At 68.1% G+C, this 14,594-nt stretch carries 15 protein-coding genes, 1 tRNA gene and 2 pseudogenes (2 of these 18 cut by a window edge); 6 read left to right on the top strand and 12 right to left on the bottom strand.

The window, feature by feature from the left end; genetic code table 11:
- Both E6J58_03415 and larE read right to left on the bottom strand, forming a co-directional pair.
- Positions 1-1,359: fibronectin type III domain-containing protein (locus tag E6J58_03415; GenBank protein TMB41303.1), on the bottom strand; the 1,359-nt coding region annotated here is incomplete at its 3' end.
- Positions 1,360-1,425: 66 nt separating this feature from the next.
- Entirely contained in the window at positions 1,426-2,250 is an 825-nt protein-coding gene (gene larE, locus E6J58_03410; GenBank protein ID TMB41302.1) for an ATP-dependent sacrificial sulfur transferase LarE, read from the bottom strand.
- A gap of 110 nt (positions 2,251-2,360) precedes the next feature.
- Here larE and E6J58_03405 point away from each other — a divergent pair, with 110 nt between their 5' ends.
- A complete protein-coding gene (locus E6J58_03405) occupies positions 2,361-3,023 on the top strand; it encodes a hypothetical protein (protein TMB41301.1) in 663 nt (220 codons plus the stop codon).
- A 1-nt stretch (position 3,024) separates the two neighbouring features.
- Here E6J58_03405 and cysC read toward each other — a convergent pair whose 3' ends face one another.
- The 5 genes from cysC to E6J58_03380 all read right to left on the bottom strand — a co-directional run bounded on the left by cysC (position 3,025) and on the right by E6J58_03380 (position 7,402).
- Positions 3,025-3,816 carry an adenylyl-sulfate kinase gene (cysC, locus tag E6J58_03400; protein ID TMB41300.1) on the bottom strand — a complete coding sequence of 264 codons (792 nt, stop codon included), beginning with the start codon at positions 3,814-3,816 and terminating at the stop codon, positions 3,025-3,027.
- 60 nt (positions 3,817-3,876) lie between these two features.
- A complete protein-coding gene (locus E6J58_03395) occupies positions 3,877-4,341 on the bottom strand; it encodes a M67 family metallopeptidase (GenBank protein ID TMB41299.1) in 465 nt (154 codons plus the stop codon).
- Positions 4,338-5,414, bottom strand: coding sequence for a pyridoxal-phosphate dependent enzyme (locus E6J58_03390; GenBank protein TMB41298.1), 1,077 nt, complete (start codon positions 5,412-5,414; stop codon positions 4,338-4,340). The genes E6J58_03395 and E6J58_03390 overlap by 4 nt, the downstream gene beginning before the upstream one ends.
- A 139-nt stretch (positions 5,415-5,553) precedes the next feature.
- Positions 5,554-5,835: a MoaD/ThiS family protein gene (locus tag E6J58_03385; GenBank protein TMB41297.1), complete on the bottom strand. Its 282-nt coding sequence runs from the start codon at positions 5,833-5,835 to the stop codon at positions 5,554-5,556.
- Between the two features lie 4 nt (positions 5,836-5,839).
- Positions 5,840-7,402 carry a HesA/MoeB/ThiF family protein gene (locus E6J58_03380; protein TMB41296.1) on the bottom strand — a complete coding sequence of 521 codons (1,563 nt, stop codon included), beginning with the start codon at positions 7,400-7,402 and terminating at the stop codon, positions 5,840-5,842.
- A gap of 81 nt (positions 7,403-7,483) precedes the next feature.
- Here E6J58_03380 and E6J58_03375 point away from each other — a divergent pair, with 81 nt between their 5' ends.
- Both E6J58_03375 and E6J58_03370 read left to right on the top strand, forming a co-directional pair.
- Entirely contained in the window at positions 7,484-8,806 is a 1,323-nt protein-coding gene (locus E6J58_03375) for a sensor histidine kinase (GenBank protein ID TMB41295.1), read from the top strand.
- Positions 8,803-9,483 carry a response regulator transcription factor gene (locus E6J58_03370; protein TMB41294.1) on the top strand — a complete coding sequence of 227 codons (681 nt, stop codon included), beginning with the start codon at positions 8,803-8,805 and terminating at the stop codon, positions 9,481-9,483. Before E6J58_03375 ends, E6J58_03370 begins: the two co-directional genes overlap by 4 nt.
- Here E6J58_03370 and E6J58_03365 read toward each other — a convergent pair.
- A complete protein-coding gene (locus E6J58_03365; GenBank protein ID TMB41293.1) occupies positions 9,480-10,208 on the bottom strand; it encodes a hypothetical protein in 729 nt (242 codons plus the stop codon). The two genes, E6J58_03370 and E6J58_03365, sit on opposite strands and share 4 nt — an antisense overlap.
- A gap of 97 nt (positions 10,209-10,305) precedes the next feature.
- Here E6J58_03365 and secG point away from each other — a divergent pair, with 97 nt between their 5' ends.
- Both secG and E6J58_03355 read left to right on the top strand, forming a co-directional pair.
- On the top strand, positions 10,306-10,731 hold the full coding sequence (secG, locus tag E6J58_03360) for a preprotein translocase subunit SecG (protein ID TMB41292.1): 426 nt from the start codon (positions 10,306-10,308) through the stop codon (positions 10,729-10,731).
- Positions 10,732-10,779: 48 nt separating this feature from the next.
- Positions 10,780-10,864: transfer RNA gene (locus tag E6J58_03355), tRNA-Leu, on the top strand.
- 1,115 nt (positions 10,865-11,979) lie between these two features.
- Here the strand turns inward: E6J58_03355 and E6J58_03350 are convergent.
- Positions 11,980-13,491, bottom strand: a complete 1,512-nt coding sequence (locus tag E6J58_03350) for a DHA2 family efflux MFS transporter permease subunit (protein TMB41291.1) — start codon at positions 13,489-13,491, stop codon at positions 11,980-11,982.
- Positions 13,492-13,521: 30 nt separating this feature from the next.
- Positions 13,522-13,902: a hypothetical protein gene (locus E6J58_03345; GenBank protein TMB41290.1), complete on the bottom strand. Its 381-nt coding sequence runs from the start codon at positions 13,900-13,902 to the stop codon at positions 13,522-13,524.
- 133 nt (positions 13,903-14,035) lie between these two features.
- Here E6J58_03345 and E6J58_03340 point away from each other — a divergent pair, with 133 nt between their 5' ends.
- Entirely contained in the window at positions 14,036-14,275 is a 240-nt protein-coding gene (locus tag E6J58_03340; GenBank protein ID TMB41289.1) for a hypothetical protein, read from the top strand.
- A 5-nt stretch (positions 14,276-14,280) separates the two neighbouring features.
- On the opposite strand, the pseudogene E6J58_03335 reads toward E6J58_03340, so the two are convergent.
- Positions 14,281-14,594: pseudogene (locus tag E6J58_03335) on the bottom strand (hypothetical protein) (it continues 103 nt past the right edge of the window).
- Positions 14,565-14,594, bottom strand: a pseudogene (locus tag E6J58_03330) (hypothetical protein) (it continues 783 nt past the right edge of the window). The pseudogenes E6J58_03335 and E6J58_03330 overlap by 133 nt, the downstream one beginning before the upstream one ends.

Raw genomic sequence — 14,594 nt, 5'->3', positions numbered from 1 at the left:
GACGACGTACAATCGCCCTGCTGCCGCCGTCAGCGCCTTCACGCTCGCGAAGCCGCCGGGAGCAGAGGGATCGCGCCAGGAGGCGATCGACCCCGCTGAGGGCTCCGCGTACACAAGGGATGGCGGAAGCCCTCCGTCAGACGCACCGATGACCGCGTAGATGCGTCCGTTGAGTGAGGTCGCCAAGGCGCGCCCGGCCCGTGGCAATGGCGCGCCGGATCGCCAACGAGCGATGTTCCCTTCGCGGGTCAGATCGGCGACGTGGACGTGGACGAGATTCGTCCCATAGCCTGAGAATGACCCGCCGGACCACCAGAATCCGCCGATCACATACAAGTGCATTTGATCGGCGACCACGCCAGGAGCGGATGCGCGCGGCGCGTACGGGTCGCCCGCGATTGCCCAAGCGTCTGTGGAGCCGTCGGCACGGAGCGCCGAGATTCTCACCTCGCCAGAGCCAGCGGCACCGAGGCCACAGCAGGATCCGCCGATGGCCAGCAGGCGCGCGGCGCCGCTCGCCGCCGAGCTCGCATATACCGAAGTGTACGGCGGCTTTTGCGCGAGGATTTCCCAGTTCCGCGGCACGCCTTGCGCATCGATGGTCGCGACCGCCGTGGCAGGAGTGAGCACGTTCGCATGCAATTCGAACCCGATGACCCAAAGACGTTCATGAGCGACAACCGCCGTCCGTGCCAGCAGGATTGGGACGCGGTCACCAACGATCCACCCCGGCGGTGCCGGGACACGCCGCGGACCGGCCACCGCCGAAATCGTCGCCGGCCGCGAACGACCACCGGCGTTGCGTGCATAGACGGCGATTTCGTATCTCGTGCCGTCGGTCAACCCGGTCGCCGTCATGGAATGGAGAGTTGCCGGCAGACTCGATTCATTCCCCGAGACGACGACGTCCCATCCCTCGATGGGAGGTCCATCGGGCAGCGCAGTCCAGTCGATCAGAAGGCCTGACGCAATCCCTTCGGCCCGAACGCTTGCCGGCGGGCGCGGCGTGTCGAGAGCGGTCGCGCACACGGCCGCACTCATGGGTCCGGTCATGCGTTCCGCGACAGCGGCGACGGCGATACAGATGCTTTCGCCCGGCACGAGCCCGGTCACGGAGTAGGACGTTCCCGAGACGCTCGCGAGCGTCCGGACGACGCCGTCAGTCCGCGCGACGGCGTATGAAAACCGCGGCCCGGCGGATTGCCAGGAGGCGTCGACGCGCAGAGCGTCGCTCGCCGAGGTCAACGTCAGGCTGGTCACTACCGGCAACTGTCTTTTGTCGACGGACCCCTCGCCGCTGGAGCCGCCAGCACATCCGCAGAGCAGCGCAATCAGCGCGACCCAGGCCGGCGAGCGCATGCCATCCCCCCTCGCGCAATCTGGAGGCGCTCCGCACGGCGGACAATGAGAAAACGATTTCCAACCCTACCGGCGTAGAGGGACCAGGCCCGCGGCCTCGTTCAGGCGGCCGGAGCGGAACGGCTCGAGATCGATGGTGACGAATTTGAAGCCGGCGGCCTTCAGCGCGGCCAGGGCGTCCGCACGCACGCGCACGAGGCGATCGAAGTCGGCCTCCCCGGCCTCGATGCGCGCGATCTCTCCATGATAGCGCACGCGGAATTCGCGCAGCCCCAGCTTGCGGAGCGCCATCTCGCTCTCGGCGAGCTGCGCGAGTCGCTCCGGCGTCACCTCGGTTCCGTAAGGAATCCGCGAGGAGAGACACGGCTGCTGCGGTTTGTCCCAGGTGGGAAGCTTCAGGTCGCGGCTCAGCTCGCGGATCTCTGCCTTCGTCAACGCCGCCTCCGCCAGCGGCTGCACCACTTCGTGCTCGGACGCCGCCTGCAAGCCCGGCCGGTAGTCGGCGAGCTCGTCGGCGTTGGTTCCGGAGACGACGGCGGCCAGTCCGAGCGCCCGCGCCTCGGCGGTGGCGAGCGTGTACAGCTCGGTCTTGCAGAAGTAGCACCGGTTCACCGGGTTCGCGGCATAGCGGGGATCTTCCAGCTCCGCGGATGCCTTCTCGATATGTCGCGCTCCGAGATGCTGGGCAACGACACGCGCTCCCTCCAGCTCATCCGGAGGGACGGCGGCCGAGAGGGCGGTGAACGCGACGGCGCGCTCTCCCAGAGCATCGATCGCGAGCGCCAGCAGCAAGGCGGAATCCACGCCGCCGGAGTACGCGACCAGCACGCTGCCCAGGGAACGCAGCCGCGCGATCACCTGGTCCCGCTTGGCGTCCAGCGACGAAGTCACGGGCGCTACATAGCGGGGAAGCGCGGCGCGGTCCACGCAACGCGGCACACCGGCGCTTTTTTCGTGACACGGCGCGCGCTCATGGTACGTCGCGTCGCAAGAGGTGATCGATGCGGACACTGATCCAGGTTCTCGTTCTGACCATGGCCGTCGCTCTGGAAGCGACCGCACAAACCCGGCGCACGTCGGAGATCAGTGCGCCCGTTACCGGCCGCTACAGCCTTCTCGGCGGCGAAACCGTGGGCAACGGCGTCAACGTGGTGAGCGGCGAGTTTGGATGGCCGAGCGTCACGTTCGGCATCACACACGGACTGAGCCGTGACACCGACGTCGGCGCGAAGTTCGACCTGTTGTTCGGCGTCGAGGGAGCCACCGAGGCCAGTCAGTTCGGCATCGGATTTCGCGTCCCGTACCGGATGGTGGCCCTGCGCAGCGATCGCCTCTCCGTGCTGCTGCACGTCGACCCGGGCATCAAGCTGTTCACCTACAGCCCGGCGCTGTTCGGCATTGCGTTCCCGGTCGGCGCTATCGTCGGTTACGCCGTGAATCGCGACATCACGGCCGCATTCGGCGTCGACCTGAACATGACGCTCTACGTGACACCCAGCCCGGTTTCATTCTGGATCTCACCGATGTTCGGACCAGCGGTGGAATTCCATGTCGACCCGCGGCTCGCGGTCGGCATCAATACCCGGTTCGGTCCCGTGCTCCCCAGCACCGGCGGCAGCTCGTTCGGGTTCGTGACGCAGCTGATGCTGGCCTACCGGATGTAGCTCAGCGCTTGCGCTTTCCGCCCGCGGCCATGCGCGGGCGGTCTGCGCGCGCGGTGCGTGCAGCCGTCTGCCGCCGCGCGGGTGGCGCGCGCTTCGCCTTGGCCGCCTTGCGGGCGGGCATCTTGAGGATCTTCTTCTCTGGCTTGGGCGGCTTCGTCGTCGCCGCGCGCGCCTGGACCCGCGGCCTTCCCTTCATGGCCGCGACCGCCGGATCGAGCAGGTGCTGCGCGACGAGCTGCCCGAGGATGTGCTCCACGGCCTCGTCGACGGTGTGCTTGCTGGTGTCGACGACCACCTCGGCGTGAGTGGGCGGCTCGTACGGCTCGGTGATCCCCGGGAGCGTCTTCAGCTCTCCTGCCAGAGCGCGCTTGTACTTGCCTGACTTGTCCCGCTGAATGAGCGTCTCCGTCGGACATTCGACGAAGACCTCGGCGAAGCGGCCGATGCTCCTGCGCGCGTCGTCGCGCGCCTCGCGATACGGGCTCTCGATGGCGGACTGGATGATGATCCCGCCGCCGCGAGTCACGAGCCTGCACACCCAGGCGAGCTTGCGCGCTTCGGCGTTTCGCTCGTCCTTGGTGGCGGCGCCGCCGACGTTGAGCATCTGCTCCAGGTCGGGCCCATCGAGCACGTCGACCACTTTCCCGAGCCGCCGCAGGCGGTTGGCCAGTCCCTGAGCAAGCGTGGATTTTCCCGAACCGCTCATTCCGGTCAGCCAAACGGTAAACCCGCTCGTTCCCATCATACCCAGGTTCATGGACCCGCGATCTCCTTCGGAAAGTCGGCGCACCATACCGACCTTCCCCTACTGTGGCAAGGAATATGCTCGGGGGATTACTCGCCGGAAGGATATTCAGGAAAATGACGTAATCGCTGGTAGTTCTTCTTCCCAGAAATCGTGTCGTGAGCTGTCCCAAGCGTACAAGCGTGCGCCTTCGACCTGGCCGCCGCGGACCGAGACAACGAGATACCGGACGCCTGGCCAGAGGGGTTCCTCGCCTCCACCCAAGGCCATGTCCCTGTCTTCACTAGAGAAGTAGGCACCGACGTCCGGGTGGGAGTGGACGATGCCCCACAGGCGACCGCCCGACCGGTCGACCGCCTCCAGCGCCTCGAGAACGGCCTTCGGATCCATGACGTAGCCGTCCCGGCGCGATCGGCCGCTGGTCGCCGAGCCTTTGTCGCTACCGGCAATGTTCGCGATAGCCTGGAAGCGCAACGCGCCCGACGCATCCGCGACCAAGAGGCCGCAGCATTCCGCCGGATACGTTTCGCGCGCGTGGCGCGCGATCTCTCGCAGCGCGTCGTCCGGAATCATGGTGGCGCAATGTACCGGTCGGCGCGATCCGGAAACAACGTCACGATCACTCCGCGCCGCCCAGCGTCGGCGAGCTCGCGCGCGATCTGCGTCGCACCCACGGCGGCGGCACCGGCGCTGTGGCCGGCGAGCAGGCCCTCCTCCTTGATCAGTCGCTCGGCCATGTCCCAACCGGGATCGGTCGCAACGCTCAGCTTCCGATCCAGCTCGGACTCCTTGTAGATGCCCGGCACGATGCTCGAGGGCATGTGCTTGAGGCCTTCGAGCCCATGCAGCGCCTCGGCGGGCTCGACCGCGATGACCTCGATGTTCCGGTTCCGGGCCTTGAGGCCCCGGCCGGTCCCCATGATCGTCCCTCCGGTGCCGATCCCGATCACGGCATGCGTGACGCGTCCCTCTGTCTGTTCCCAGATCTCCGGCGCGGTGCCCGCCTCGTGCGCACGCGGGTTCGCTTCGTTCGAGTACTGGTCGATGTAGAACCACCGCTCGGGCTCCTCCTCGGCGAGCTGTCGCGCGAGGCGGATGGCGCCGTCGGACTGCTCGAGCGGGTCGCTGAAGATGATCCGGGCCCCGAAGTGGCGCGCAATGCGCTTGCGCGCTTCGCTGACGTTCTCCGGCATCACCAAGGCGACGGGAATCTTCAGCGCCGCTCCGATCCACGCATACGCGATACCGGTGTTCCCGCTGGTCGAGTCGAGCAACGTCCTCCCGCGCAGGATGGGCAGCGCTTCCTGGACCATGCGCAGGGCGGCGCGATCCTTCACGCTTCCGCCAGGGTTGAACCACTCCAGCTTGGCATGGATCTCGACTCCCGGTGGCTCGAGGGAAGGCAGCCGCACCAGCGGTGTGTTGCCGACCGCCTGCGTGAGCGAATCGAGGATCACGTCGCCAGCACCTGCCGAATCGCGTCGATTGCGGCCTGCGCTCCTTCCATCGCCGCATCCGCTCCTTCGCGGCGCGCCCCGGTGGAAACAATGATCTCTCTTTGAACCGGGCCCGAGAAGGAGGTCCAAGGCGCGAGACGGCGGAGCTCGTCGTGCCAGTCCGGTTCGTCGACCACCACGCGGCCGCATCCGCTCACGGCCAGATATCGCGCTGCCCAGAGCGCTGCGAGGCCCCTGCCGACGACTTGGAAGGAAGCGGCACGGACCCGGTCCTGATCGAAGCCGTCCAGCAGCAAGTGACGGGAGTACCGCTCCTGTTGCTCCGGAGTCAGCATCCGCCGGCGATCGCCGGCACGATGGTCAGCCGATCGCCTTCCTTCAGCTCGGTGCCGAGGCCTTGGGCGTGGCGCACGTCCTCGTCGTTGCGGAAGAGGTTCACGTACCGCCGCAGCGCGCCCTTGTCGTCGAGCAGCTTTTCCCGGATGCCGGGGTACTTCCGCGAGAGCTGCTCCAGGACGGCCTGGACGGTTCCGGCATTCTCGACAGCGACCTCGCCCTGGTTGGCGGTCAGCGGGCGCAGCGGGGCGGGGATCTTCACGGTCACAGGCATGTCGTCAACTCCTTGCCTCATAGGATGCCGCGGCGGCGCAGGCGGCGCACGCCGGATCGCGCTCGAGCGGGAGCGGACGGTGCGTCCCCGTCCGCGCATCCCAGCGGTGCAACACGCCCGCTTCGGGATCGCGGCGCAGGACCGCCAGGGCGGCGCGTGCCATCGCGGCTCCGACCAGACCGCAGAGCGCCGCGAGGACGCCGGCTTCGGCGCAGGTGGGCGCATGATCCGGCGGACCCTCGAACAGGCATCGCAAGCAGGCCGTCCGGCCCGGCAGGACGGTGAGGAGTTGGCCAGTCCATCCCAGCGCGGCTCCGTGGACGAGTGGGATCCCGCGGCGGAGCGCCTCGTCGTTGGCGAGAAAGCGGGTGGGAAAATCGTCGGTGCCGTCGAGCAGGACGTCCGCGTCCGCGAGCAGCTCGTCCGCGGTCGCGGCGTCGAATCGGGCCACCCGCGCTTCCCCGCCGGTGCGGCGGGCTGCCACCTCCGCCTTGTGCGCGCCGAGGTCCGCTTCGCCGTACAGGATCTGGCGCGCGAGATTGGACCGATCGACGCGGTCGGGATCGACGATGATGAGCCGCAGATCCGGCTGGGATTCGGCGAGCGCAAGCGCCGCGGGGCAGCCAAGTCCGCCGGCGCCGAGGAGCACGGCGGTCTTCATGCCGCTGGCTCGAGCGAGAACTCGCGCTCGCCGGGTCCGCTCACGATTGCAACCCCTCCCTGGCCGTGGGCGAACGCCGCCGCGGCAGCGCCTGCATGCGACGCCAGCAAGCCGAGCTCGCGGCCGACGCGAGCCCGCGCCCGCGCGGCATCCGCGCGACCCACCCGGATCCGGTCGATCTCTCGGGGCAGGTCGGAGGAGCGAGGGAGATCGGGCAGCTCGGTATCCGCGGCGATCAACGCGACGCCGCGCACCCGAGGCCAGCGCTGGCGCAAAGCCTGCAGAGCGCCGAGCAAGGCCGCGCCGTCCGCCGCGGGGCAGACGACGAGGGGCGGGGCTTCGGACAGTTGCTCGAGCAACTCCGCGCCGAGCGTGCGGGCAAAGAGCGACGGATCCGGCGTCCAGGGATCCGCGCGTTTCACCACGGCCACACCCCACATCCGAAGCGCCGCATGCATCTCGTACGTGACCGCGCCGCGAAGAGCGAAGGTCGCTCCATGTCGCGCGAGCGAGAGCGCCTGGTTTCCGGTCAGGTCCACGACGCGGGACGGCGTGGGAACGCGATCGGCGACTGACCCGCGAGGCCGGAACAGCTCCAGCTTCAAGAGCGCGTCGCCCCAGCGCAGAAGTGGCGTCATCTGGCGTTCCTCGCCGCCGCCGGGCAGGATAGCAGCGATGACGCGCTGGGCAACCCTGGTTGCGCTGCTCGCCGCGCCGTGCCGCCAGGAGGCGCCGCCGGCGCCACCGACCGCGCCCGCCGGGTCCTGCCTCGACCAGCAGCTCGCTGCAAAGGGACTGAATCCGTTCGGGGATCCGGAGGGGACGATGTACCCGGGCGGCACCCCTCTGTTCGACGAGAAGACGGGCCGGTCGACACCGCGCGAGCAGTACGTTTTCACGCGCCATCCCGACATCGCGCGCGCCTGCGGAGCTGACGCGGGCCCTTGATTGCCCGTCGCCCGAGCGCGCTGCTATCGTCGCGCGCGCATGGGGGAGAGGGGGACGCTGGTCGGCGCGCCGTCGCGCGGTGGGCTCTTCGCGGCGCGGCCCGAGCGCACCGAGAGGTCGCGCGTCTTCCAGGAGGACCGCTTCCTCACCCGGGCCCGGGCGCTGTTCTATGCCCGGCTCGCGTTCCTGGTGCTCGGCCTCGGCGTCATCGGGGTGCCGTCGTGGTCGGCGGCGTTCGGCATCCGGGGGTCGAAGCCGTTCGCCGTCTACCTGCTGATGGTCGCGTACAGCGCCGCGAACTACCTCTTCCTCGCGCGCAAGAAGTTGGGCAAGGCGCTGACCTTCGCCACGCTCTGCGCCGACCTCTGCGTGCTGGTCTGGCTGGTGAGCGTCACCGGTGGGCTCCGCAGTCCGCTGCTTGCGGCCCAGTTGCTCTTCACCATCCAGTTCGTCCTCCTCTTTCCCACTCCACTCGCCGTGGTCCCGCCGCTGCTTGCCTTCCCGGTGGTGGCGAAGGCCAGCCAGGTGCTCGGCGGCCACGCGCTGACGCAGATCGATGTCTTCATCCTGCTCTGGTACTCGGCGATCAATTGCATCCTCGTCTACGTGATCGTGTACCTGAACGAGCGCGACCGGACGAAGCACCGGGAGCTGCAGAAGCTCTCCACGGCGCTGCGCGACATGGCCATCGTCGACGAGCGGAACCGGCTGGCGCGCGAAATCCACGACGGGCTCGGAGGCGTGCTCTCCTCGGTCGTGATCCAGAGCGAATACCTGCTGAACATGATCGACGGCTCGGAAGTGCGCGCGCGCCTGTCGGGAAACACCGAGGCTCGCGCCGTGATCCTGCCCACCATTCGCAAGGAGCTTTCCGACCTCCACGACGCGGCCTCCGAATCGATGGATGAGCTGCGCCGCAGCCTGCGGATGATGAAGGAGGACTTCGACCTCGTCGGCACCGTCTCGGACTACTGCAGGCTCGCCTCCGGACGGCATCGTCTGGACGTGCGTTTCGAGCGCACCGGACCCGAGCGATCGGTCGGCCCGGAGAGCGCGCTGGCCCTGTTCCGGGTGCTGCAGGAGGCGGTGACCAACGCCGCAAAGCATTGTCCGAAGGGAACGGTCGTCAAAGTCAGCCTGGCGTTCGACGAGGAACGCGCCAAGCTGACGATCCACGACCGCGGGCCTGGTTTCACCCTGCCCTCCGACCCCGCAACCCTCTCTCGGGCGGGCCATTACGGGCTCGCCAACATGCGGGAGCGCGCAAAGAAGGTATCGGGCGACTTCCGGATGACGTCGGCGCCCGGAAAGGGTACGTGCATCGAGCTCGGGGTCCACGCCGGAGAGGAGCTGGAGCGATGAGCGCCGCACCCGCAAGGAAAATCGAGGTCGTCGTCTGCGAGGATCAGCCGCAGATCCTCAAGGCGCAGGTGAAGATCCTGCAGGAGTCGCCGGAGATCGAGGTGGTCGGCACCGCGCTTTCCGGCGAGGCGGTGCTCGAGCTGCTGCAGCAGAAGCAGCCCGACGTGCTTCTCCAGGACCTGGGCTTGCCGCGCATGAGCGGAATCGAAGTGACCCGCCAGGTGAAGCGGAAGTGGCCATCGATCGAGGTCCTGATCTTCACCATCTTCGACGAGGAGGAGAAGGTCCTCGACGCGGTGAAGGCCGGCGCCTCCGGGTATCTGCTGAAAGGCGCGAGCTCGGAGAAGATCCTCGACGCCATCCGCGAGGTGAAGGCGGGCGGCAGCGTGATCCAGCCGAGCCTGGCGCGGCGACTCCTCCGTCATTTTCGCGTCTCCGAGACGGAGGGGAAACCGGCCCTGCGCGAGGAGCCTCCCACCCGTCCGTTGACCGAACGCGAGGTGGAGATCCTCCGGCTGATCGCGAAGGGCCTGTCGAACAACGAGGCCGCCGGCGTGCTCGATCTCTCGCGGGCCACCGTCCGGACGCACCTCGAGCACATCTACGACAAGCTCGAGGTGACGAACCGGGTGGAAGCGGTCACGGAGGGGCTGCGGAAGGGATTGATCGAGGTCTAGCGCAGGCGGATGATCTCGTTGGTTTCGAAGAGCCCCTCGGCATCGAGCTTTGCCTGCTCCAGCGCTTCCGGCGGATAGCCGATGTCGCAGAGCCAGACCTCGCCGGTGAACTGCCAGGCGAGAGACGCGAAGAGTCCGGCGCAAGGCAAGCCCAGCGCGAGGGTTGTCCGCGCCTTTAGCGTGGGCTGAAGCGGCTCCCCGCTATCGGGCTCCAGGCCACTGGGGCATTCGAGGGAAAGCGCGTTCGCGCGGACCTCGTTCGAGATCCGGATGAGCGATGCGAGCGGCTCCCGCGGCGCACCGTCCAACCCGACGCCGACCAGGCCGTCGAGAACGAGCTTGGCATCCGCGACGGCGCCGCGCACCGCCGGAGACCGCGGCTGCAGCAACGGCAGCCGAAGCAGCTCGCAGACCGCCACCGCGCGGGCTGTCTCGGGCCGCATGTCGCGCTCGCCGCCCACGAGCACCGCAGAGCACTGCGCGCCGAACCCATGCAGGATGCGCAGCGCCTGCAACGCGACGGAGCCTTTGACGCCGTTGCCCGCCAGCGCCACCACCGTTGCCGCGGCGAGCTGGTTGTCGAGCATCTTCCGCGAGATCGCGGCTGCCGCGCGCGCCGCGGCCTCGGTCATCTGATCGCGCGTCACGCCGCAGTCGACGGCGGCCTGCTCGACGTCGGCGAGAATGGCCGTGCTGATGGGCGGAAGCTCCAGCGCGCCGGGCATGAACGCATACTACCTTTCGCGCAGCGGGAAGGCAGGCAAGCCCCCAGATCGAGCCAGCTTGCCCGCCCCCGGAGCGCATGTTATTCGCGCACCCCTCATGTTCGCGTTCATCGTCACCATCCACGTCGTCGTCAGCGTGTTCCTCATCTTCGTGATCCTTCTCCAGCCCGGAAAAGGCGACGCGATGGCGGCCTTCGCCGGCGGCGGCGGATCCTCGAACACCGTCTTTGGCGGCCGAGGCTCTGTGACCTTCCTCAGCAAGGTCACGACGGTGTGCGCGATCATCTTCATGGTGACGTCGCTGACGCTCGCCTGGCGCTCCTCGCACAGCGACTCCGTGCTCCGCGCCCGACGGAACATCGCCGCCCAGGACGCGGCGAAGAAGTCGGAGGAAAAGAGCGGCCCGCGGCCGGCGGTGCCCACCGGTCAGACGGCTCCGGCGCCCGCTACCGGCGGTGCGGCGATCCCTGCGCAGAACACCCAGACGCCGCCCGCGAACCCTCCCGCTCCGTCCAGGAAGTAGTCTTGAAGAATGCCGGGAGCGGTGCTACGAAGCGCGCTCCCTGCTCTCGCCCAGGTGGTGGAACTGGTAGACACACCGTCTTGAGGGGGCGGCGCCGTAAGGCGTGCGAGTTCGAATCTCGCCCTGGGCACCAGATAGCCAATTTCCCTCTGTAAAGGGCCCGGATCCCGACCAGGGAGCGGGCCTTCGTACATGGGCCGGCAGCTTGGGGAACTTGGGGCAAAAAGGGGCGACGAGAGCGTCCCAAAGCGTCTGCCGCACCAGGGCGAAGAGACGGCCATCTTTTGCCTCCCGATCAAGACGCGCTGTCTACCTGGGGCACCTCGGCACCGGCGCGGTCGGGCAGCGCGGCGACCGCAGTACATCCCTAGCAGCGTCGGGACGTCGAACAGCGCGCGCACGGGCGCACCGAGTTCACGTGCGACTCGCGCCAACGACGAAAGCGTCACGTTCTGGCGGCCGCCTTCGACGCTCGGGATGTACCGCGCGGAGACGCCGAGCGGACGGCGAGTTCTTCCTGCGTCCACGGCCGCGCCGCTCGCAGTTTCCGCGATGCGGCGACCGACATCTCGCTGAAGGCGTGCCGGATCGAACCGCACGTCATGAGCGATGCCCGATCCCAACGTTCAGATCGAGGAGAGGCGCGGAAACCGGGAGAATGCCGTTGTGTACTACTCCCGATTCGTCGAGCATTGGAAGGACTGCGAACCGGAGTTGCAGCACGCGTTAAAGGGGGCTCAGGCGCGGCTGGCTGTGCTTCGCACTGAAGCGGCGGGATCACGTCGCTAGTCGGCCGCCTGACAGCCTTTGAGCAGCCGCCCGTTCAGGCACCGCGCCAGTGTCGGCGCCGTAAGGCGTCTGAAATTTGACCGACGGCATTCTCCCGCGGGGTTTCGAATTCGCAGAAAATCGGTATCCTCAGCGCGTGGGTCCGCGCGTGAAGAAATCCAAGCGGGGCGAGGTCCGTCCTCTTGCGGCATTGGTGTCATCGGTCGGCACCGCGGCGGGACGCAGGCGCCTCATAGCCCACCTCAGCCACCAGCCGTATCCACATTTCGAACCGGCTCCGGAAGGCCATCGGCTCGTCATCAGGATCGACGCGGATAGGACGCGAACCGTCGGCCGATTCGTGAATCGCGAATTTCGACCGCGTAAGTGACGTCGCCGTTCGACGCGCGGTCCATTCCGTGCCCGGCGGATCCAAACGGCATGGGCTCCGCGTGGCTGTCGCTGCCCGCGACGTGACTTTCACCTGCGGCCCTTCACCCGGATCGTCAGCAGGCCGACGAGCGCGCTGGCTAGCGCGAGGGATGCGGCGAGGAGCAGCGCGAGGCGGAAGGAGTCGCGGAAGGAAGAGGCCACCGTCGACTCGATCGACTTCCGCAAGTGGGCCGACACCGAGCGCGGGATCTCGAGCGCCGCCAAGCGGCTTCTCTGTGCGAGCAGTTCGGAGCGGACCTGTGGCGCCAACGGCAGCTTCGCGAGCCCCTCCTCGAACCGCGCCGAGAACGAGGCGATTGCCGCGGCGCCGATCACGGCGATGGCGAGCAACGACGCGCCGCGGGCGACGGCGTTGTTCACTCCCGATGCAAGCCCCGCACGGGCTTGCGGACACGACGACATGACCGTGGTCGTGAGCGGCGCGATGGTCGTGGTCATGCCGATGCCGAGCAGAAGGAGCCCCGGAAGGGTCGACGTCCAATAGCTGCCTCCGGAAGGCGACAGGGCCATCACGACCAGTCCGGCGGCGGCCAACGCTGGCCCGAGCGTCAGCGGCTTGCGCGCTCCGATTCGGACGGCGAGCGCTCCCGCCGAGCGCGATCCTGCGAAGAGCAACGCAGCGAACGGCAACAGCGCCGCGCCGGCCTGTGTGGGCGAGTACCCCCGCAGCTGGATGAGGTCGAACGGGAGGAAGAAGAAGAACCCGCCCAGGGCACCGTAGAGGAAGAGCGTCAACAGATTCGCCCCGGCGAACGCGCGCGAACGGAAGATGTCGAGCGGCAACATCGGCGCGCGGGCGCGGGACTCGACGACGATGAACGCTAGCGAAGCGATGGCGCCTGCAACCAGGCTTCCGGCGACAGCGGCATCCGCGAAGCCGCGCTGGGGAGATTCGATGAGCCCATACGTGATACCGCCGAGCCCGAGGGTGGCGAGCAATGCGCCGCCGGGATCGAGCCCAGGCTTCTGCGCCGGCCGGCTGTCTTTCACGCGCAGCAGGCAGATCGCCAGCACCGCCGCGGCGATGGGCGCGTTGAGGAAGAAGATGGCGCGCCACGAGAGATGCTGCGCGAGCCAACCGCCGAGCACTGGACCGGCCGCGGATGTCAGCGCGGAGAACGCCGACCAACTGCCGATGGCCGCGCCCCGCTCCGTGTCTTCGTAGGCGCCGGTGATCAGCGCGAGGCTTCCGGGCGTGAGCAGCGCGCCTCCGATCCCCTGGATGGCGCGCGCGCCGATGAGGAACACGGCCGAAGGAGCGAATCCGCATGCCGCGGAGGCCACCGCGAAGATGAATACGCCGGCCGCAAACACCCTGCGCCGCCCGAACCGGTCGCCGAGCGCGCCCCCGAGCAGGATGAGCGCGGCGAGAAAGAGCTGATACGCCTCGATCACCCACTGCACCTCGGCGACCGTCGCTCGCAGATCGTTCTGCAGCACGGGAAGAATGACGTTCACCGCCGTGGCGTCGATGAACGCCATGCTGGAGCCGAGGACACCGGCGATCAGCACCCAGCGGCGCGCGTCGTGTTGCCGCAACGAAGTACCCCTCCGCTCCGAACGACGATCCTAGCGGGTCACCGTAACGGCACAGGTCTGCCGGAGCATGCCCAGCATCACCGTGATGGTCGCGGTTCCCGCCGACGCCCCGCCGATCTGGATCTGCGAGCCGGGACCGTGAGTAACGGTGGCGACGTAGGTATCCGACGAAACCGCCTGCGCCTCCTGCGTGACGTCGACGCGACTCCCGTCGTTGCGCGTCCCGGTCACGGCAAACGCCGTCATCGAACCGACCGGGATGTGGATGTCGGTCTGCGAAAGCGTAATGGCGACGATCCCGGCGGGCGTCGTGCCTGCGTCCGAGCCGCCGAGGGAGCCCGCGCCGGTCGGGGCCGAACCTCCACAGCCGATTGCGAGCAGCAGCGCCGCAAGACCGAGGATGATGCGCATGGCGACCTCCAGCCCTTGCACGGTGGTGATGCGGCCGTCCGCTCACAAGGTCCGGGCGGGTGGCCGCTGCCCACCTCGATGAGCGGGCGGGTGCGCATTGGCGACGCGGCGCTCCGTCGCCAAGTTGTCGGGCATGGACGAAAACAAGCTCAACAAGAACGAAGGTGAAGGCAGCAAGTCGGCGGACAAGAAGTACCGCGATCAGGCGACGGACTTCGCGAAGAGGACCGATACGGTCCAGACCGGGCTGGAGGCCGAGCGCGAAGTGGAACAGCGCAAGGACGAGTTCGATCAGGCGGAGAAGACCGGCCGATCGCACAGCAAGGGTGAGCTGCCCAACGACGTGAGCGGCAGCGATTTCGACAAGCGGTAATCGATCTAGAACTCATACTGGTACAGCGTGCACCGCAGCGGGCCGTTCCAAATGATCCGGCGCGGTCCGCGCGGTCGCACGCCGAACGCGCTCTCGAAGTCTTCGCTCCCGCTCAACACTGTCGCCCGATGCCCTTTCAGGCGCCGGAGCGCTGCGCCGAGCTGGTGGTAGAACGTCTTCAGCGGCTTCCGACCACCTGCTTCGAGGCGTTCCCCGTAGGGTACGTTCAGGAGGAGGTGTCCCGGGGGATCGAGCGGTTGGATCTCGCGCGCATCCTGCAACGCCACCTCTACCAGCACGCGCGCGGCGCGCACGTTGG

It is taken from the genome of Deltaproteobacteria bacterium (genome assembly GCA_005879535.1).
In the GTDB taxonomy this organism is placed as follows: domain Bacteria; phylum Myxococcota; class Myxococcia; order Myxococcales; family 40CM-4-68-19; genus 40CM-4-68-19.
This window is presented reverse-complemented; position numbering and strand designations above follow the sequence as displayed.